Origin of the sequence: Enterococcus sp. AZ149 (assembly GCF_051714285.1) — a bacterium.
Taxonomy (GTDB): Bacteria; Bacillota; Bacilli; order Lactobacillales; family Enterococcaceae; genus Enterococcus_D; species Enterococcus_D entomosocium.
Genome location: NZ_JBIORO010000003.1, coordinates 1 through 20,789 on the forward strand (window position 1 = coordinate 1; position 20,789 = coordinate 20,789).

General features: G+C 36.2%; 21 protein-coding genes and 1 pseudogene. 19 read left to right on the forward strand and 3 right to left on the reverse strand.

The genetic code is table 11. From position 1 onward, the window contains the following. Positions 1–107 precede the first annotated feature (107 nt). The 12 genes and pseudogenes from IGI94_RS16755 (at position 108) to IGI94_RS16810 (ending at position 9,474) form a co-directional block, all read left to right on the forward strand. Positions 108–731 carry a recombinase family protein gene (locus IGI94_RS16755; protein WP_438900060.1) on the forward strand — a complete coding sequence of 208 codons (624 nt, stop codon included), beginning with the start codon at positions 108–110 and terminating at the stop codon, positions 729–731. A gap of 92 nt (positions 732–823) precedes the next feature. Next, positions 824–2,173 carry a PIN domain-containing protein gene (locus tag IGI94_RS16760; protein ID WP_438900022.1) on the forward strand — a complete coding sequence of 450 codons (1,350 nt, stop codon included), beginning with the start codon at positions 824–826 and terminating at the stop codon, positions 2,171–2,173. A 165-nt stretch (positions 2,174–2,338) separates the two neighbouring features. After that, positions 2,339–2,540, forward strand: a pseudogene (locus tag IGI94_RS16765) (hypothetical protein). Positions 2,541–2,789: 249 nt separating this feature from the next. Next, positions 2,790–4,061: a Y-family DNA polymerase gene (locus tag IGI94_RS16770; protein ID WP_219295141.1), complete on the forward strand. Its 1,272-nt coding sequence runs from the start codon at positions 2,790–2,792 to the stop codon at positions 4,059–4,061. Between the two features lie 15 nt (positions 4,062–4,076). Continuing rightward, positions 4,077–4,442, forward strand: a complete 366-nt coding sequence (locus tag IGI94_RS16775) for a hypothetical protein (protein WP_438900023.1) — start codon at positions 4,077–4,079, stop codon at positions 4,440–4,442. 117 nt (positions 4,443–4,559) lie between these two features. Next, complete coding sequence (locus IGI94_RS16780; protein ID WP_438900024.1) at positions 4,560–4,928, forward strand: hypothetical protein; 369 nt, start codon at positions 4,560–4,562, stop codon at positions 4,926–4,928. A 484-nt stretch (positions 4,929–5,412) separates the two neighbouring features. After that, positions 5,413–6,255, forward strand: coding sequence for a ParA family protein (locus IGI94_RS16785; RefSeq protein WP_325844367.1), 843 nt, complete (start codon positions 5,413–5,415; stop codon positions 6,253–6,255). A 1-nt stretch (position 6,256) separates the two neighbouring features. Further along, positions 6,257–6,805, forward strand: coding sequence for a hypothetical protein (locus IGI94_RS16790; RefSeq protein WP_438900025.1), 549 nt, complete (start codon positions 6,257–6,259; stop codon positions 6,803–6,805). A gap of 602 nt (positions 6,806–7,407) precedes the next feature. Further along, positions 7,408–8,442 (forward strand): replication initiator protein A, encoded by a 1,035-nt coding sequence (locus IGI94_RS16795; RefSeq protein WP_438900026.1) that lies wholly within the window; start codon positions 7,408–7,410, stop codon positions 8,440–8,442. Between the two features lie 130 nt (positions 8,443–8,572). After that, entirely contained in the window at positions 8,573–8,860 is a 288-nt protein-coding gene (locus IGI94_RS16800; protein WP_016612503.1) for a hypothetical protein, read from the forward strand. 128 nt (positions 8,861–8,988) lie between these two features. Beyond that, positions 8,989–9,141 (forward strand): hypothetical protein, encoded by a 153-nt coding sequence (locus IGI94_RS16805; protein ID WP_438900027.1) that lies wholly within the window; start codon positions 8,989–8,991, stop codon positions 9,139–9,141. 99 nt (positions 9,142–9,240) lie between these two features. After that, on the forward strand, positions 9,241–9,474 hold the full coding sequence (locus tag IGI94_RS16810; protein WP_438900028.1) for a hypothetical protein: 234 nt from the start codon (positions 9,241–9,243) through the stop codon (positions 9,472–9,474). 333 nt (positions 9,475–9,807) lie between these two features. Here the strand turns inward: IGI94_RS16810 and IGI94_RS16815 are convergent, their stop codons facing one another. Then, on the reverse strand, positions 9,808–10,599 hold the full coding sequence (locus IGI94_RS16815) for a hypothetical protein (protein ID WP_438900029.1): 792 nt from the start codon (positions 10,597–10,599) through the stop codon (positions 9,808–9,810). Between the two features lie 967 nt (positions 10,600–11,566). On the opposite strand from IGI94_RS16815, the gene IGI94_RS16820 reads away from it, so the two are divergent. From IGI94_RS16820 to IGI94_RS16830, 3 genes are all read left to right on the forward strand, one after another. Continuing rightward, positions 11,567–11,977 (forward strand): hypothetical protein, encoded by a 411-nt coding sequence (locus IGI94_RS16820; RefSeq protein ID WP_438900030.1) that lies wholly within the window; start codon positions 11,567–11,569, stop codon positions 11,975–11,977. Positions 11,978–12,310: 333 nt separating this feature from the next. Continuing rightward, a complete protein-coding gene (locus tag IGI94_RS16825; RefSeq protein ID WP_086333124.1) occupies positions 12,311–12,577 on the forward strand; it encodes a hypothetical protein in 267 nt (88 codons plus the stop codon). Between the two features lie 344 nt (positions 12,578–12,921). Beyond that, positions 12,922–13,125, forward strand: a complete 204-nt coding sequence (locus tag IGI94_RS16830; protein ID WP_086333125.1) for a hypothetical protein — start codon at positions 12,922–12,924, stop codon at positions 13,123–13,125. 198 nt (positions 13,126–13,323) lie between these two features. Here the strand turns inward: IGI94_RS16830 and IGI94_RS16835 are convergent, their stop codons facing one another. Continuing rightward, complete coding sequence (locus tag IGI94_RS16835) at positions 13,324–13,725, reverse strand: hypothetical protein (RefSeq protein WP_438900031.1); 402 nt, start codon at positions 13,723–13,725, stop codon at positions 13,324–13,326. A 5-nt stretch (positions 13,726–13,730) separates the two neighbouring features. Continuing rightward, the gene (locus tag IGI94_RS16840; protein ID WP_086333127.1) at positions 13,731–14,000 is read right to left on the reverse strand and encodes a hypothetical protein; all 270 of its coding nucleotides are present in this window, start codon (positions 13,998–14,000) and stop codon (positions 13,731–13,733) included. 132 nt (positions 14,001–14,132) lie between these two features. Here IGI94_RS16840 and IGI94_RS16845 point away from each other — a divergent pair, with 132 nt between their 5' ends. The 4 genes from IGI94_RS16845 (at position 14,133) to IGI94_RS16860 (ending at position 20,731) form a co-directional block, all read left to right on the forward strand. Next, positions 14,133–14,966, forward strand: coding sequence for a LysM peptidoglycan-binding domain-containing protein (locus IGI94_RS16845; RefSeq protein ID WP_438900032.1), 834 nt, complete (start codon positions 14,133–14,135; stop codon positions 14,964–14,966). A gap of 151 nt (positions 14,967–15,117) precedes the next feature. After that, on the forward strand, positions 15,118–18,363 hold the full coding sequence (locus IGI94_RS16850) for a SpaA isopeptide-forming pilin-related protein (RefSeq protein ID WP_438900061.1): 3,246 nt from the start codon (positions 15,118–15,120) through the stop codon (positions 18,361–18,363). 65 nt (positions 18,364–18,428) lie between these two features. Beyond that, the gene (locus tag IGI94_RS16855) at positions 18,429–18,941 is read left to right on the forward strand and encodes a hypothetical protein (RefSeq protein WP_438900033.1); all 513 of its coding nucleotides are present in this window, start codon (positions 18,429–18,431) and stop codon (positions 18,939–18,941) included. Positions 18,942–19,363: 422 nt separating this feature from the next. After that, on the forward strand, positions 19,364–20,731 hold the full coding sequence (locus IGI94_RS16860) for a peptidoglycan DD-metalloendopeptidase family protein (RefSeq protein WP_438900034.1): 1,368 nt from the start codon (positions 19,364–19,366) through the stop codon (positions 20,729–20,731). Positions 20,732–20,789: the final 58 nt, after the last annotated feature.

The window sequence follows — 20,789 nt, forward strand, 5'->3', positions numbered from 1 at the left end:
TAAACTTTCAGACATATCTTGAATTAATGTTGTGGTCAGAAACTTTTAAGTTTTTGACCACAATATTTTTTCTTGATATACTTGACTTTGACAGGTGTCAGAAACTTATGTCCAGAAAGTGTGAGAGAAAAATGGCAATTTATGGCTATTCAAGAGTCAGCACCAGCAATCAAGATTACAAAACGCAAATTTTGAAATTAGAAAATGCTGGTGCTGAAAAAATCTTTAGTGAAAAATATACTGGTACAAAAAAAGAAGGTAGAAAAGAATTAGAAGAACTACTTTCAATAGTAGAAGAAGGTGATCTCGTCTTAGTAACAAAGATCGATCGCTTAGCAAGAAGTATCGTTGATTTAAATTCGATTATTTCTACTTTAAACGAATCAGGCGTGACAGTTACTTTTTTAGACAATGCCTTGACGTTTGAACCGAATAAAAAAGATTCTATGCAAACACTGATGATGAATATGCTTGGTAGCTTTGCGCAGTTCGAGCGAGACCTGATAGTAACCAGAACTCAAGAAGGAAAGCAGTGGCATAGAGCCAATAAGAAGAATTACAAAGAAGGGCGCCCAAAGAGAGTTTTGAACGATCGATACAGGCACGCCTTGGATCTAATGGAAACGAACAGTATGAGAGAAGTTGAAAAGAAAACAAATATTTCATTATCCACCTTGAAGCGTATCAAGAAACAAGCTATCACTGAAGGTCTGTATATTGTTGAAGAGTAATAATTAGTAATAAAATAAATTAGAGTAAACTATAATGAGATTAGTAGTGATATAATATTTATATATTTAAATATTTCAAAAAGAGGTAACTCATGAAGAAAAAATTCAAAGTTTTTTATGAAGAAAAAAAATTAGATTTCGAAAGTTTAGATGATACTGCTTTAATTGTTCTAGATGCCAATGTTTTATTACATTTTTTTAGATACTCACAAAAAAGCCAGAAAAAACTTTTTTCAGCACTTGAAAGAGTCAGACACAATCTTTTTATCCCATATCAAGCTGCATTAGAGTATCATTACGAAAGACAAAATGTAACGAGATCAAATAAGAAAAATATTGAAAAATTGACTATGAACTCTGACAATGCAAAAATTGCTTTCCAGTCTGAAATCAAAAGACACATTGAAGAATATGGGGGAACAATTAGAAGTACAGACGAACAATCCATAAGAGAAGAGGTTTTAGAAGAGTTTGATAAATTAACTGATCAATTTTGGGAAGCTTTCAGTGAAAATACTTTGAAAAAACTAACTGACATAATACCAGATAATACTGAAACAGCATATAAAATTGCTGATCTCCTTGAGGACAAAGTTGGAGAACCGCTTTCTCCGAAAGAAATTGACACTATATCTACTGATGGCTCAAGTCGATATTCTAAGAAAATTCCGCCTGGATACAAGGACTCCAACAAAGAAAATGACATAAGAACCTTTGGAGAATACTCTTATGATAAACAGTATGGGGACTTGATTCTTTGGGAAGAGATCAAAAGATATTGTCAGAATAATGGTAATATAGAAACAGTGATTTTTGTTAGTGAGGATGAAAAAGAAGATTGGATCTTTAAATCAAAAGGAGAAAAAGTAGGAGTACGGGTCGAGCTTAAACAAGAGCTACACGAATTAGTAGGGGCAAGACTGGAAATATTTTCTCCTAAAAAATTCCTATATTTACTTTCAAATGAAAAAGATTTGATAAAAGACTATTCGGGCTATTATCGTAGCGATACTCGTCAAAGTATATTATTTATGAGAACTAAACGAAGAATAGACTTGTTGCAGAAACAATTACAATACTTTGAAAGTGATGAACTATCTGATAGACGATTCTATGAAATTAATAAACTAATAGAAAATTCTAATTCTAATATTAGCTCTGAAGAATTATATTCACAATATGTATTGCTTAATGAAATATTTTTTGAAGAGTTTACAGAATTCAGAATGCTTGTATCAGAACGGGTTCCAGCATTTGAGGGTGTTAACATTGAATTATACAATTCAATTTTAAGCCAAATGAACGATATCGAACGTGAGTTTATGAATTATAAACATTTTTACTCTTTAGATAGGTTAAAGCAGAATATTGAAGAAATAAGTTATATCATTAATTCATGTGATTTCATTTATGAGTCCCAACAAACAAGAATAATATTTTGATCTTAATTTGATAGTTAGAATAAAACAAATTGAAAGAAGGAGAGCATTCAGAACTTTCTAAGTTTTTTTCATATTTGTTTGCTATGATATGCTTAGATCTGCGTAATTAGACTTGCGCTGCCCGTTATTGAAGTTTCAGGCAGCGCTCTTTTTGGGGGATCAATAATGGAAGAAGAAAAAATATTTGAGAAACGCTGGCAGCTAGCATCAAGTGAACAAAGAGCAAGATACAATAATTTGATCACCTCCCTACCCCACTGTTGACTGGACATATAAGGAAAAGAAATACTTACTTTGGCTGTGCCAGTTAGATATAGATACCTTTGAAACATTTGAAGTGATCCTAGATAAAATTAAACAGAAATGATCAGAAACAAGCGAAGCCTTCTCTCGGTTCGCTTGTTTTTCTATTTATTGGTTGTCATAGGGCAATTCTAAGCTCGTTTGAAAGAAAACCGATGGATAATCCCCTTGTTTGTACCACTTTAGAATACATGGATGTACGTATTGCCATTGACTCCTATTAGTTACTGAAAAAAAAATTTAAACAAGTCCCTCCCTCTTTACAGAACGAACATTAGTTCGTATAATAAACTGTGACAAAGGAGGGTTTTTTATGTATTTCGATTATCGTTTTGAACCCCGTGGCGATTACTTATGTATCGACTGTAAAAGTTTTTACAGCTCCGTGGAATGCGTAGAAAGAGGCTTAAACCCTTTGACGACCATGCTAGTGGTATTATCTGGATCTGATCGACCAGGTGGACTTGTCTTGGCCGCCTCTCCTGCCGCAAAAAAAGAATTAGGTATTTCCAACGTCACGAGAAAATATGAGCTACCGGATCATAAAGATTTGATTTGTGTGCCACCCCGAATGAACTTATATATCGAAACAAACATAAAAATCGTAAATATTATTCGTCGATATGTTTCTGATGATGACATTCATGTTTATAGTATTGATGAACTCTTTGTACGCTTTGACAAAGTTAAAAACCTCTACGGCAATTGTCGTACAAAGCAATTTGCAAAAGCCTTAATGCAAAGGATACTCGAGGAAACGGGAATCTACACTACTGTCGGGATTGGTGATAACATGCTGCTTGCTAAACTTGCATTGGATAATGCAGCAAAGAAGAATCCGGACATGATTGCAGAATGGCGTTATGAGGACGTCCCTACTACTGTTTGGAAAATCCAAAGTCTGACCGATTTCTGGGGCATTGGCCACCGTACAGCAAAAAATCTCTGGAAACGTGGGATCACTACTGTCGAAGAACTTGCAAATACCCCCCCTTCCAGACTGAAGGCCTCCATGGGTGTGATTGGGCTTCAACTGCACGCTCACGCAAACGGAATCGATCGCAGCGAGATTGATAAGAAATATAAAGTTCTAGAAAAGAGTATTTCTAATTCTCAAATCCTTATGAAAGATTATACAGATAAAAAAGAAGTAATGATTATCATCCGTGAAATGGCTGACTTGGTCGGATCAAGGTTGCGAAAAGAACATGCTCAAACCGAATCAATCGCCCTTTCTATTGGCTACTCCCATGGCGAGTTGTTACCAGGGTTTTCGCGTCAAATGAAGGTACCAGCAACGTCCAACACGAAACAAATCACTAGTTACCTTCTACAGCTGTTTGAGGAACATTACGCTGGTTATGCGGTACGGCATGTCGGTGTATCCTGTTCAAAACTCGTTTATCAGACGAGTTTACAGCTGGATCTATTTTCTGATCCAGAAAAAACAATTCAGCAAGAAAAGCTCGATTTCCTATGTGATGAAATTAGAAGCAGGTATGGCTTTAAGGCGTTGATTCATGCTAGTTCGTTGTTGCCTGGGGCGACAGCTGTTAGCCGCAGTACGAAAGTCGGCGGCCATTAGAAAGGATGGATTGAAATGAGTTACGGTGATTCGTACGATGATCGCGGAATGGTGAAATGGGCAGGATTCTATCTGTCTGAACATACAGACTTAATGAACAAGGATGATAAAAAGCGGCTAACCTCCCCTTCCCAGAAACCACAAATGGAACTGGATGAAATCAATAAAATTATGGAGGAAGCAAGACTGAAGGATAAATTAGTCTGTATTCAGATGGAAGCCAGAGACCTAAATGGCAATTATTTCCCTGACGTCATTGGCAAGATTAAAGGTTTCGACGAATTAGGGATATATATAGAAGAAACAAAAATCGGCTACGATGAGATACGTCATGTGTGCTTATACAGTCAAACAAAGTGGCAATCTAGCAAAGAATTCTAGGAGCATAAATAATGCATTCTCTAATCCAATGCTTATTTGCATATATTACTCAATAAAAAACAAATCAAAACGTTTATTTGATATAATTAGGTAAATAAATTAAAGGAGAGCATTATATTGAATAAGCGTAAAGTTTTCTTGTCCATTTGGACGCTCACATTATTGATTTGGCTAGTTGCATTGATACGATTTGAATTTTTCCTAATCCAGTTAAGCAATTATAACAGCGGTAGTTATAGTTACCTATTCGGTGGTTTTGACGTTCCATTTATGTTACATTTGATAGTATTATTGACAATTATTAGTTTGGCAATCTGGTTATGGACATTACTTCCAGAATTATTGTCCTTGTATTCAAAACAGTTAGTCACAGCTAAAACTAAGATCCATGAAATTACTGCAGAAAAACCAGAGACAAAAGAACCTTCTAATCCTGATGAAGCAAATCCTCAAATTTCAGATTCAGATCACACCAGTGATATCTAAATTAAGTGAATTTATCAAAGAAAAAATCTGTCAGTCATTGAATTAAAGATGACTAACAGATTTTTTTTACCTGAAACAGTTCTACATTAAGAAACATTGATTAAGTAGCGTTCTTTCAAATCGTTTTTTGAATAAGCGATACCTAATCAATTATACTCTTATTACAATTTATTAAAAATTTGATTACGGTATCTATCAATAAAAAAATATGTTTTGATTGAAAGTCACTTAATTCAATTGTCCTCTCTTATCATATATTTTGAGTTTGATTTATGTAGCTTACAAACAATTTTACGTTTGATTAATGGATACTTAAATCAAAAATTTATGACGAGATCATTAGTATTATTGTTAAATACTAATTTTAATGAACTTTCTACTTACAGATATTACTTTGATTACGAGATACTTATTTACATTTTAGAAACTTTAATGTATTATTAGTATATTGAATACGAGATACTTAATCAAAGGAGTGGGATTTATGTCAGCTAATGTAACTGTTGTGGGAAATTTTAAAGGTGGCGTTGGGAAATCAACTACAAGTCAAATGCTAGCTTTCGTCAACTCATATTATAGAAAGAGAAAGACGTTGCTAATCGATCTTGATCCGCAATCAAATGCTTCTGAAATCATGAGCTTTACAGCTGATAATTTAGGTAATAACATTTATCAAACACAAGGCTTTAAGAAAACAATTTGGGACATTCTCTATGAAGGAACATTGCAAGATGCTGTTCTTCCTCTAATAGAAAATCTGGATCTTATTGCAGGAAGTATTGCTATGAGTGATTATTCTGACTTTATGTCGTCGAAGTTTCCAGATGATAAAATAGCTCAATTTGAATATTTCAATAACTTGTTATCACCATTAAGAGATCAATACGATGAAATTTATATTGATGTACCACCTTCACTAGGTACCATAGTGCAAAGTGCCATGTATTTTGCCGACTACGTAGCAATAATGTTACAAACTCAGCCGAAATCAATTCGTGGCGCTGCTGACTATATCGATTACATGGAGTTTTTTACTGAAAGATATAATACTAAATTAGGGATAGCTGGCATTATTCCTTTTATGCTTGACGTAAAAACTAGTACCGAAAGTTATATGTACAATGAGGCGAAAGCACTTTATGGTGATAATTTGCTAAAAACAATTGTTTTTAGAAGTGCTCGTCTTATAAGATATGATGAAACTGGAATAACTCTAGAACGCAAAAAGAATGGAGAGTTAAAAAAAGTAGACGCTAACCCTCATAATACATTTCTTAATATTCTAGATGAACTTAACGAACATATCTCATGGTTTGAGGAGGATTAATATGGCTGAAAGACATTCAAGTTTATTCCCGAATAAAAAGGTACGCCCAAAATCAAATGGAATGAATAACATACAAAAATTCAATGATACATTGCAAGAAAAATCAATCCAAAAAAAATCTAATATTCAACCTGAGAAAAGTATAGTTAAACAAAAGGAACTAAAAAATCCTAATAAAAGTCATAAAGGAAAAGCTGGTAGAAAAGCTGAATACAACGATCCCCGTTTAAAAAAAGATCAAAATACCAAAGTATCGATTAGTACTAAATTGAGAATACAAAGATTAATTTCTCGGAAATTTGATAATAAGTCCGAAGGTGATGTTATTGATTTAGCATTGGATTATCTAGTATCTTCTTTTGATCGAGATGACAGAGATTCCCTTTACAAAGCTTATAAAGAAGATATGAAATCAGTGATTCCTACTATTGAGAAAAAGAATGCTATTGCTAAAGAAAAGGGGATCCCCTATCTGCCAATAACTCCAGAAATAGAACAAGAAACGTTAGAATTTCAAAAAAGTAAATGGGTGTCCCCTAAACTTGATTAAGTAGCTTATTTTCAATATAATCATTTGATTATAGTAGCTGCTAAATTGATTTAAGTTCCCCAAAATCAAAAATAAATCCTTATTTGTTAGGAATATTTTTTGATTGGCAGCTACTTTAATCGATTTTAAAGATACTAAATTCAAAACAAAAAATTGATTGAAGTATCCTTAAATCAAATATAAGTGATTGAAGTACCTTTAAATCACAGTATATTCCTATTGCATAGCAATTCCGCAGTGATTTAGGTATCTTAAAATCAATCATTTTTGATTGTTGAGACTTTAATCAAATACTATAATTTGATTTCACGATACTTAAAACAGGTATAATTTTGATTTAAGTATCTTTAAATCAGATTTATAATGCTGATTTATCAACTATCAGAGTAGCAATAACCTTGATTTACGGATACTAAAATCATATTTTAATTTGAATTACAGGCACACAAATCAATCTAAGTATTTGATTTGTGTGCCTTTAATCATTTTTACTCACAAATGATTGTAAATGTTTGTTAGAATTCTTATGATGAAAGCAAATTCATAACTTTGCTAATTATAGACAGTTAGAAATATATAAAGTACTGAGAAGAGGAAAAACTATGACAGACTTCAATTACTATAAATCAAAAGAAATTTATAGAGAAAAATATTACCAAATGCCTAAAGTCTTTTTTACAAATCAGAAATATTTTGAACTATCTAACGATGCAAAAATTGCATATATGCTCCTAAAGGATCGGTTTGATTATTCAGTGAAAAATAATTGGGTTGATCAAGACGACAATATATATTTTATATTCACAGTCCAAGAGTTGATGACCTTGCTCCAGTGTAGAGAAGGTAAAGTATCAAAGATAAAAAAAGAACTTGAACAAGTTGGCCTGTTAAAACAAAAGAGAGGGCGCCTAAATAATTCAAACGGTACACTTCAAAACTGTCCAAACATGTTATACCTCGGAAAACCAGCAGTCACAACTGAAGATGTTTTTAAAATTTCACAAGAGGAAAATTTAACTGTCACCGAAATTGCGAAAATCGCAAATTCGGCAAAAACCCAATATAACAGCGATACAACCGAAATTGCGAAAATCGCAAATTCGGTAAATCCCACTAATACCAAGGGTTCAACCGAAATTGCGAAAATCGCAGACAATCTATTATATTCTTCTAGTTCTATAGACACTAATAGACACTTACTAGACACTAGAGAAGCAGAACAAGAAGCTGTATTGCTTGAAAATTTTGTCACCCTAATGCAAGACGATAGTATTGCAACATTCGTACCTGAAAATACTTTGTCCTTAATAAAGACATTTTCAAGTACGTTGAAAGACGCTAAGAAGACCGTAAAAATTATTCATAATGCCAAATACAAAGCCGAACAAGTGTTACGAACAAAAATTGTCTTTGAGGAATTGCCATTATACGGAGTGAACACTAACGAATTATATAATACGTTGCTAAAAGCTTATCAAAAACAAAAAACAGAAACAGTAACCAGCATGGATAATCTGATTTTCACGTATGTTAAAAATTGGTTTATTGAAAAAGCAGGGCAGGCAGTCTTACAAGCAAACCAGCAACCAAAGAGTGGTCCTAAGATCCCCATGCATGATTGGTCCGAGTCTGTTTGATGATTGAGAACATGGTAGAAAAGGGGAAAGTCTAAGGTGTGGCTTTAGGTGTCTTCCCCTAGCTGCTTGTTTTGAAGTATGGTATTATTACTGCAAACGTAGTAATAATGCTTAAGGAGGATTACCGGCCATGTCTATCAATACGTACGTATATCCCCATCCTGTCAACGTTTTTGTTATTCGGCAGTTAGGGATGACCATTGATGAATTTTGCGAGCTGCATTCGTATAAGCAGGGGACAGTGTCCAGCTGGATCACTCGAAATCGAACCGTAAAAACACTACCTTGTGATTTCCTTTATTGCTTGTCTCTTTCTTCAGGGAAGTCGATGGACAAAGTTTATCAAGAGCTATTGATACTTGAACAGGATTTCTTGAAGAGTTTGAAGCCCAGGAAAAAAAAGACGAAAATAGATTGAATAGAGACGTTGGTGCCTGATCGATGAGTTGAAAGCGAAATTATCGGCTTTTCTTCACGAAAAATTTGAATTTCTCCTGTAAACTTTTATTAAGTGAAGCTAGTAACTTAAAAAAAGGAGGTGCTGAAATGGGTTTATTAAAGTCTGCTGTAAAGTATAAAGCGGCAAAAAAAGTAACGAACAAAGCTTTTGGTGATGGCGTTTTATCGAGTGTTGTAGCTGCAAAGGCCGTCAAGAAAAGCAATCAACGAAGCAATGAGCGTCGTAACAAGCGTTCCTAATCTTATCCCTTCAGAAAGATCAACTAGACAGTCTAATTGGATTGTCTGTTGTTTCGCTGTCACGTGAATGATAGGATACTGAGAAAGGAGCGGATGAGCATGAACAAAGCAAAGAAAGTAACTCTAGGCTTGAGTTTAGTAGGATTGACTGCTGGTCTAGTTGTCTCTAAGAAAATGATCAACAAAATTCATGGCGTATCAGATCGTCATAAAATAAAAAAAGTAGTGAAGAATAATTTTGACGGAAACGAAAAACTGTTGGATGTTGTAGATCGTTTATCTGAGGATGAGATAAGCACTGTAGCAAGAATTATTAAAAAAAGTGATATTTGACCGTTCGTCTTTATACGAGAAAAAGCGCACAGCTGATTGAAAATTGTGCGCTTTTTCTTGTTTTTTTATCGTTTTAAAGTTGCAATGAGTATGTCTTAAGCTCAATCACGTAAATTATTACGCAAATTCCATTGTTTGATTGGTTCCACTCATGATAGACTAAATAAAAAAATGTAGGAGGCGGCTTATGGAATACAAATATGTTCGAGATAATATACAAATCACAAGACCCAGAAATTAAAATCAAACACTATTGATCTATCAAGAGTAAAATATGTTAAAAGCAAAATAAAAGCCGACTAACTCCTTTTCGCGAGATAGCCGGCTCTTTTGTTAACTTTTACGAAAATAATATAGCGGTTTTCCTAGAGAATGGCCGTCTTTTAACCTGGTGTATGACTGTTCTATTTGCTTGGTTTGATTCATATCAGGAAACAAGATTTGTACAGTTTTTAGAAATTCACCTATTTCGTCTAGAATTTTCTTTTGATCATCAATTGTCTCTGCTGAAAAATAGTTTAGACGATATTCAAAATAATCTGCCAACAGTTTGTATTGATGATCATTGAAGTATTCTATGTATTGTCTATAAACTGACAAAACTTGTTTTGCTTGTTGAAACTGATGTTGGTCAACAAGTATATCAAGAATGTTTGTTAAAGCTTGAGGGAGGTAGTACTGTACTGTTTTTTGAATAGAGTATACTTCCGAAAATTTAATATCGATTAGTTTGGTGACTATTTTTTGAAATAAATGCTCATTTGCTGATAAAAAAATTGTAAAGTCACCGATAAATTGATAATCAAGGGTAGTCAGATAGTCTGTTTTAGCTACCTGATGAAAAATGTTAGTTAAGACTGAGTAATCTACTGGTGGGATTCCAGAATACCGATCATGAAAGTGGTTTTCGATCATTAGCGAAAAACGTAAATGTTCAATTTTTTGATGCTTACTTTTTTCAATTTTTTTGTAAAAACTGTAGATTTTTTCTTCAGTTGGGTGATCTAAGGCGTCGCGGAAATCTTTAATGATTGTAAGATCTTCATGTTCTATTAAGCCAATAACGTCCTCAATATCTTGATTACGCGCGTTTAATCTCAACAGTAGTTTTTCAGTTTCATCCATTTTTAATCTCCTTGATCCATGTTTTATTTTGGAGTAAGAAGATTGAGTAATAATTCCGTCAATTAACTCGGAACGAGAAATTTTCTTTTTCATTCTCAAAAACTCGATTGCTTTCAATTTTATTTTATCCAGAAAATTCAAAACCTTTCTTAATTTAAGGAAATCTTTAGAGATTTTTTCCAAAAATCGAAATTTTTCCTCATTTTTAACGTTTTATAGAACGCGATTTGACAAAAACTTGTCTAATTTTAAAAATTTGGTACGCTTATTTCAGAAGCCGGTATCTAATAATGATTGAGGAGGAATTCACAATGTTCAATACTTTTAATTTATTCGATTTTTTACGTGACATTCAAGTTATTAAGCCTTAACTAAAAGCATTAAATTATATTAATAGTGCTTGTAAAAAATTGTATTTAGTGAATAAAAACAATTAGAAATTTATTGCATATGGTTTATAACTGTGATATTTTGGAATTAACTTAATAACTGATTTTTGTGCGTCTTGTTTCAAAGGCAAACAAAAAGGAGCCACCGATGAACCTCTCGCCCTATCTGGATTGCAGTCCTTTTAGAGGTCATAGAGATCAAAGGTGTCCATTCAACAAACGCCCTTGCTGAACGGATTTGCTCCTCATGTTATAGCAAAGCTACAACGGCATTATTATAGCAAACTTACAAGTAATTATCATGAGATTTTGGAAATTTTTGTTTTTTCTCAAGGAAACTCTCAAATTGGGAAAGAACGATATACAAAGTCTTACGGATAAATACTTGTCTTAAAGCAATGGGGAAGCGATTGTTGTTTATTCAAGCAATTGATTTGGGGCTTTAGGTGTTTTGCAACGTTGTTAGTGCGCGCTATAACACAAGAGGAGGGAATTTCACGTTTACGTGAGATTCCCTCCTTTTTGTTTGTCTTTGCCCGGATAAAGTTGTTAAGAATCACGAGGAAGAAGGTTGTAATATGACGAAGGGTTATGTAATTCGCCTTGAAGAATTAATCACGAAAAAGGAATTAGTTATTCAGTTATTCAACGGACAGCGCTGGAAGTTAAAAGGAGAAAATGCTATCAGATTTTCAACATTTTACCAGGAAGGGAAACCCTATGAAGTAGCATTCTTGGAAGGTCGGACAGACGATGTGTTTGATCAAATCAAACTGATTTTTGATCAAAAGAAACGAGTAATAGCACAACGAATGAATAGTGATTCACCGTTGATTACCACACGAAAAAACGATGTGTTCAAATTTACTCAAAAGGATCCTAGACAAGCAGCATTAGGTATCTATAAACAGATAGAAAAACAACAAGATCAGGAATTCGGCACTGAAATGGCGAAATATTGGTACTCAACGAAACACAACAAACTTTAAAAAAAATAATATGTTGAAACGTCTTACATTTGCTAATTTTTAGCAAGAAAACTTCTGATAACGGTTGATGACGAACGGTTATCAGTTTTAATTGAATAGGGCGTAGGACAGCCCCTCTGAACTAATCAGCATGGCTTAATAAAGGGTTCAGCGACCACGACCACTAATGTGTGGTATGCCAAAATCATTGAAGGATTTGCCAAGACTTGTGCTAAACAACGAGCAAATATCCTGCCTTCATAGGAGTTAGACTTCTCCGGTTGTAAAAGTTTGCGTCTCTTTGTCCTATTGAAAATTAGTAAATGTAAGACGTTTTGAAGGGAGAGGATCTACGTGAAAGGAATTGACGACTTCATTAGCGAAGGCTGGGAAATAACTATGAATGTCTCACGAAGTGCAAAAAAGAAATACAATGTATTTCTCTTTGGAAATAAGAAATTCGATTGGCAATTAGTGGGTGAAGGAGACTCTCACACAGAAATGATGAGTGATCTTATAGAATGTGAGAAAAAATTTGCTGATAAGTTTTTGTACCAACCCATAGACGAAGAAAGGAGTGATCAACGTGAGCCAATCATTTTTAGAGACGAAGCAGTCTGACAAAGAAATAGATCAATTCAGTAAATGGTTTTGGCGAATCGTCTTAGTGAGTTTTGTTTTCATGGTAGTAGGGTCTTTCCTCTTAAGAAGAGAAATACTATTTGGTTTTTTGTGGGGGCCTTTAGGAATGTATGTAGGATGGAACTTGTTAATTTCGGTACTAATTGGTGTAGGCATTAGACTTGTATGAGAAAACACAAGTAATTAATAGTAAATTTATCTCGAATTTGTTAAAATTATTAAATAAACAATGATCTTTTGATTATTTACAATAAAAAATTTTGTTTTATCGTGAAACAAAAAAAAACATTGTCTAACATTAGACAATCGAAAGGAGAATAGCTATGAAATCAGATTTGCTTGAAACACTCGCCACTGGAACATTCATGATCATTGTTGGCTTAATATTACTAATACCAATTATGGCAATATATTATATTGTCTTAGGAATAGGTAAATTAGCGTTACGTTTGATTGTGTGGGCTTTTTTCAAAATGAAAAATTCAACATTAACCCGAGAACAACTTTTGGAAGACCCACCAAACTAGAAAACAAACTATTATTCCTAAATTAAATCAATTATCTTAACTGAGATTTGCCAAGGACAGCATTCCTTCTATCTGCTAGACGTTTTGCACAAGACGGCGTAAAAGAACCACCCTACATGGTTTGCTGCTTCTCATTATGATAAGATCTCTCCTTGATACGTTAATGGGATCCTTGGTAAATTTCAGTTAAGAATTTGCTTATTCTAATGAATAGTAATAATAGGTGCCATGATCGTCGACAGCTAAACCAAAAGTATCACCAATCACGAATAACTCAGGACTTGATTCGAGAGTTTCTAAACTGAATTGATTCGTTTCTGAATCCTTTATGGTTAAGGGAAGTTTGAGTTCCTCTTTTTCTGTGGTAATAGTTGCTTCATTACTATCTATAAATTGAACAAAGGAGATCATGGCTTTGCCAAGATCAACCAAGTCGTTGCTTGTAGCTTGTTGCAACTGCTCAAACGGTGAAAGCTCACTTTTAGACGAGCTTTCTACAGTTTTTCTATAGTCATTCCTAGTATTGCGAGTTTGGTAGATCAAAATGGAACTGATACCAATAAATAGAATTGGTAGAATATAAAAGATTTTTTTCTTCAAGCACTTTATTCTCCTTTCTTAGGTTGATTAGATAAAGAATTTTTACGTGCCTCAATTCTTTTAGCGTAAGCTTCTATATCACTTTTTAAATATAACCTTACTGTTCTTGTTCCTGTACCGTACTCTAAAAAAGGAACAACATATTTCAGATTAATTGCTTGCGAAAAGGCTGCATAACTTTGACCCGTAAGCTTTGCTGCTTCATTCCGAGTTATCAAGTTTTCTTTGGCCCAGGATTGTACATCTTCTAAAGTCTCTAATTTCAATCGATCCACCTCCTACTAATATTGTAATAATAAACTTATTATACTGAACTGAGAAAAAATTTCAAATAACTATTTACATAACATAGTTAGTTTGTTATCATAAACTTATAATACAAAACAAACAGAAAGAAGGAAGAATAAATGAAAATGTTAAAAGTGTTAGCAATCGGAATTACAGTTGGAGGAATGGCATTAGCCATTCATACAGAAAAAGCAGAAGCTGCTGAATGGACGCCTCGTTCATCTGAACAAATTAAGGCAGACATTTCAGGCAACAAATACACGATCGTTTGGGGCGACACGCTTAGTGCTATCAGCGAAGCAACAAATATCACTGTTGAAAAACTAGCAGAATGGAATAGCATTAGTAATGTTGACTTAATCTTTGCTGGCAATACAATTTCATGGGATGGCAATGTTGCTACGATGGAAAATGCCCAAGGAGATACAATTAGTCAGGCCGTGATTCAAGAAACACCAGCAGACAGAGTGGACCCAACAAAACCAATCGGCGGTGGAACTGGATCAAACACTGGAAATAGTGGATCTGGAAATACCAATAACACGACCAATCCTCCAGCAACTAATGATAATGGATCAGGTAGTGGTAATGGAACAGTAACACCTCCTACAGGTGGGGGTAATGGTTCCGGCGATAATGGGACAACCACACCTCCTACTGGTGGAGATAACGGAAATGGTGGTGGCACTGATGTGACGCCTCCAACAGATGTTGATAATGGCGGCGGTGACAATGGCTCAGGTGGTGAAGGAACGGATCCTGAAGAAGAATTGTACCGAGTGACACCTTTAGGTAACAGTGGTATGGAGTTTACTACTGGTGATGAGGCTATGGCGTGGGCTCAGGAACAAGTTATGAATCCCGATAGTGAATGGTTTGGAATGCGACCTTCTCCAAAACCACTATTATGGTCAAATGGCTTAGTACTAAGCTACTCAGTTGATTTTTCATAAAATATATTAACAAGCTTGAGGCACTACGAAATTAATTACTTTCGTAGTGCCTTTTTTGTATTAGAAAGCTGGTGAAACCCATGATTCGAGCTCCGTGTTCAATGATAGTGATATAAAGAAAGCTAATTAATAGGAGGAAATTAAATTGAAAATGAAAAATTTTAAGAAAGTAACGACGTTTCTGGCTTTGTTATTTACCATGGGTCAGCTGTTTGTGTCGCCAGGTCTGGCAGTAGCGGATCATATTGAATACAACAGAATGACCGCCGTTGCTGAAAAAGAAGAGGAAGAACAACAAGAATCGCCCCCAGCTGAAGCAAAAGTATTTCGTGCCAATGACGTTTTAGATCGAACGCAAAATAGTGACGGCCTTCAGTCAGAAAATGCGCGTGCTAATGATAGTCCAGATGCCAGTGAATTACCAGTCGTAGAGACAATTGGTGATTCACTTTTTATTTTGCCTTCAGGAACTGAAGTTACCCCAACAGAGGATATGGAAGACGTTGAGGTATCAGGTGATTTCGACGATCGCTATACAATGGACTATATCCTAAAAAATGCAAAAAGTACCTCAGAACAAGAAGAAATGTTAGCCAAATCAGAAGAGTATGCACGTTTGAGACAAAACTTTACTCGTGCAACTGGTTATACAATTGAAAATATTCGCACGATTGATCATCAAGTATGGCGTAATATGCCCAATGGAAATAACTTTTTACATGATAAGTTTTATATGTATCGGATTCGCGAAACTGGTCAGATTGGATTTTGTATTGAAGAAGGTGTACCAGCAGGTCTAGGCGGTGGGGCAACTCAAAACAACCTAGATCAAGTGATTTCAAATTCTTCACTTAGAGATCGACTTTCACTTACCGCATACTTTGGGTGGTACGGAAATTCAGATCAATCGAATGCACAATATGTAGCAGTCCAACAAATGATTTGGGAAGCATTCGGTGGAGAGACTTTATCTACAACCGTTTCAAACTATGCTAGTCGTAAGCAACATGTTGAATCAGAGATTTCAAAATACAACACACGTCCAAGTTTCCATAATCAACGGATTACTCTAAAAGTTGGTGAAACAGTAACAGTTACAGATACAAATGGCGTGTTCTCAAACTACGCTATGGATAATCTAACTAACACTGCAAATGTTTCATTACGTCAAGAAGGCAATCGGCTACATATTACAGCCAATGCTAACTCTAACGAGTCAGGTGTAATTGCCATTTCAAGAATCCCTACAGATTTCGCAAAAACTCCTTTAGTATATCGTGTTGGAAACGGCCAAAGAGTAGGCGTTTTGCACGTTTTTGATCCAATTAATGTTCAATTAAACATTGAAGTCCTAAAAGAAGGACATGCTGAAGTCTTGAAAGTCGATGAAGAAACGGGTCTCCCACTTGCGGGTGCTGTTTTCCGTTTTGTAACGTCAGATGGACAAGAAAAAGAACTAACCACCGGCACAGATGGAAAAGCGCGTTGGGAAAACCTTATGGTGGATACAACGGTAACCATTACGGAAATCAAAGCACCAAATGGCTATATTTTAAATTCAAACCCACAAACATTGACCATTCGGGCCAATGAAACGACCACTGTAACATTTGATAACAAAGAACAGCTCGCAAACCTTACTATAATCAAAGAAGATGCGGAAACAGGAAACACCCCACAAGGTGCCGCAACACTCTTTGGTGCGAAGTATGAATTAACGGATGCGGATGGAAACTTTGTCGCAACCTTAACGATGGATAATGTTGACGGCCTTTCTCAAGCAGAAATCAAAGGCTTGAAGCTTGGCACTTACTTCCTACAAGAAGTTAAAGCACCAGTTGGGTACAACTTGGATCCAACGAAACATGAAGTTCAATTAACGTATGCTGGTCAAAATGAAACAGTTGCGCTTCACAGCCGTATTGTTACGGACCATGTGATCAAGGGACATATCGAAGGCTACAAATTCGGTTCTCGTCCATTGATTCCAAACAACTTGGCAGATTTATTGGAACGAATCTCAGGAACGAACCAAGACATCAAACCTCCTTTAGAAGGGGTTGAATTAACGGCTACAGCTCATGCAACAGGTCAAGAGTATGTAGTGACAACTGGCGAAAACGGCTTCTTCCGTTTTGAAAATCTGCCATATGACACGTATACAGTATCAGAAACAAAAGGCCCTGATGGTTATCTATTGATTGAACCATTTGATGTTACGATCACAGAAGATGGCTATACGCACTTCTTCTTACTGGAAGACCGAATCATTGAGTCTCGTTTGCACATTGTGAAAGTCGATGAAGAAACCGGTGAAAACATTCCTTATGCCGGCGCACAATTCAAAATCTTTGATACCTGGGCAAATGATGGCGAAGGGGCATTCGTATCGATGCAGCGCCCGAATGATACGGAAAGCACCGACGTCTTTGAAACAAACGAAAAAGGTGAGATCGTCACAACCGAAAGCCTTGCATGGGGCGTTGATCGCTATGAATTGCATGAAGTAAAAGCGCCAGAAGGGTATGTTTTACTTGAAGAGCCAATCGTCTTCAGTGTGACGCAAGAAGATTCTGACGGGATGATCCGAATTGAAGTGCCGAATCGTTTAGCACGTCAAGACGTCCAATTGATCAAACGCGATCGCTTGAACGAACAGCCTTTAGCGAATGTACCATTCAATTTATACCAAATTGAAAAAGATGGGTCTGAAACGCTGGTTGATGAGTTCTTAACGGACGAAGAAGGAATGATTTCACTTGAAGGATTACCTTACGGCGAGTATAAATTCGTTGAAGGGCAACCATTACCAGGGTACCTTGAATTAGAAGAAGACATTGACTTCTCCGTTACTGTCGAAAACGATGGTGAATTGATTGTATTAGAAGTCGTGAACGAACGTGAAGACTTAGAAATTACGACATTGTTTGCGACGGTTGATGGTGAGAAAATCGTGGATCCTACGATCGATAACCGATTGGAAGACAAAGTATGGATCAAAGGGGACGCCATTGAAATTGGGCACACCTATACGATCGTTACTGAATACGTGAATCGCTTAACTGGTGAAGTTGTAAGCCGTGATACAACGCAATGGACAGCGAAAAGCAAAGAAGATGAATTGTCTGTTTTCCTTGATTTACCGGCAAACACCATGAAAGATGGCGACGAAATGACTGCCACTCATGTCCTTTACTATGATGAAGAACAAGAGGAAGAAGTTGGCCGTGAGGTTGATTTAGAGAACATGGATCAAACGGTTCATTTTGTCGCACCAAAACGTGAAGGAGAACTACCGAAAACAGGAAGCACAACTGGTATGATTCTAACTGTACTAGGTGTGATCACTGTAAGTATTGTTGGTGGATTCTACTTCTTCCGTAAGAAACAAGCGTAATATTTGGGCTGCATGAGGGAAACCTTTTGCAGCCATTTTTATAAATTGTGAAAGTAGGGATTGAAATGGTAATTGAAATAAGCTATGGGGTTCTCAGAACTTTATTGGTAGGAGCGTTACTAATCTTTATTGGATTTATTTTGCTGATCCACAATCAAAAGTCTTCTTTTGTCAAAAACGATCCCTTTGAACAAAGCCAATCGTATCTTCTTAATGAAAAAGACAGCGTAAATTACTCTGAAGATAACAATGAAAAATTTGAATCAATAAATTGGTTTTTAGACGTTGAAGGCCCGTATCTATCAATTGAAGTAGTCGGAGATACAATAAAGATAGAGGACAAATCAGAAAGTCGAGAAACAACGGATCATAGATACAGGCATTCAAATGTCCGACCTGCTATGCATCGTACGCCGCCTCAAATAGACGGAGAGATAACAAATGAAAACCAAACAGTATATTTCGGATCTAATGCATCTAGTCTTGATCGATTCATTCTTAAGTATTATTCTCCATTGCTTATTATCTGTTCAATGACCCTTTCATTCTTACTTTATGTACGTTTAGGAAAAAAATAATTTTACTCTTATTGCTAAGGAGGAGAACGATGGATAACTTCCTTTTTCACCTAAAAATGATTGATCTTTGCATGACCCAATCACCGCTCAAACGTCGGATTTATAAAAGGGAATTAAAGAAGCTCCTCACCTTGAGCAAGCAAAAAAGTATTTCAATAGAAACATTGATTGACCTCGAATTATTAGATTTGTTAGGTCAAATTCCTTTAAGGAGATCAATCTTCTCCTCATTCTATAGTCAATTGGAGTTTTACGAGAAACTATCAGAACTCCTATGAACCTAATGCTTTATAAGTTACGTACGCAGCAAATGAACAATCGATTGATCAAAATACTTTTTTTCATATGAACCTGCAAAAATTGATTACACATTGCCTTTTATCTTCGGTATGATAAGAGAGGAAAAAAAGGAGGATTTTTTAGTGAAACAATCAAAAAAATGGATCGCACTTGCACTGGTCTGTAGCCAGTTTTTAACATCTATTCCAGCTTCAGCTGCCCTTGTTGGTCCAGAGGATGCAACAGAATCAGCACCAACCGAAGAACAATCACCGGCTACTCCTGAAGACCAGGAGTCACAACCAAGTGAAACCCCTGAAGAAACACCAAGCGAACCGGTGAACCCACCTGTTGAAGAAGTTCCTGTTGTGCCGGAAGTTCCTGAAGAAACGCCAGAAGAACCTACACCAGCACCGAAACCAGAAGATCCAAAACCGGTGGAGCCACCAAAAGAAGAAACAAAACCAGCACCAACACCGAAGCCGGATCAATCAACGAACCAGGACGCAACGCCGGAGACCGTGCAGCCAGCGCCCGTTGAAAATCAACGTCCGACTTTACCAGAGCTAGCAGAAAGCACGCCAGATGAAGCCAATCAATCGACGGACATTGCAATCACTCCTGTCAAGGAAACGTGGGATTTCATTAAAGAAATCGGCGAAGATGCACGAAAAATCGGTTTAGAAGAAGACCTCTACGGCTCGGTTATGATCGCCCAAGCGATTCTTGAATCTGCCAGTGGTCAAAGTAAGTTAAGCCAAGCCCCTTACCATAACCTTTTTGGGATCAAGGGAACCTATGAAGGAAAGGGTGTCACCTTTAAGACACAAGAAGATGATGGATCAGGGAATCTGTATACGATCGATGCAACGTTCCGTCAGTATGAAGATTACGAAGCGACCTTCAAAGATTATGCGAAGCTTTTAAAAGAAGGTTTAGCGCATGATAATGACTTTTATAAAGGTACCTGGAAGTCAGAAACGGAATCTTATGAAGACACAACAGAATTTTTAACCGGCCGATATGCGACGGATACACAATATGGCGAGAAGTTAAACGCCCTAATTGAAGCCTACGCATTGACTAGCTATGACAAAGAAAAAGCTGAATTACCAGAAGGCACTGACGAAATGATCCACCCTGTGGCTAATCCGGTCGTATCTTCTTCCTTTGGCCCACGTGGGGGAGGATTTCATCGAGGCGTCGATTTTGCGGCACCACTAGGCACACCAATTTTCGCCAGCCTTGCAGGAACCGTGATTCGTTCTGAATACCATGCGTCATGGGGCAATTACGTTGCTATTGAACACGAGAACGGACTAACAACACTCTATGCCCACAACAATCAAAACTTAGTGACCGTTGGTCAAACCGTTGAGCAAGGCGAAATCATTGCTTCAATGGGCAGTACCGGAAACAGTACCGGTCCTCACTTGCATTTTGAAGTGAGTTTATCGCCAAGTTTGGCACAGGATCAATTGATCGATCCTATGACTGTCTTACCAAAATAAGCGTTACCCAAAAGAAAGTACTTCGGTGCTTTCTTTTTTTTATTTCTAACAGAAAGGA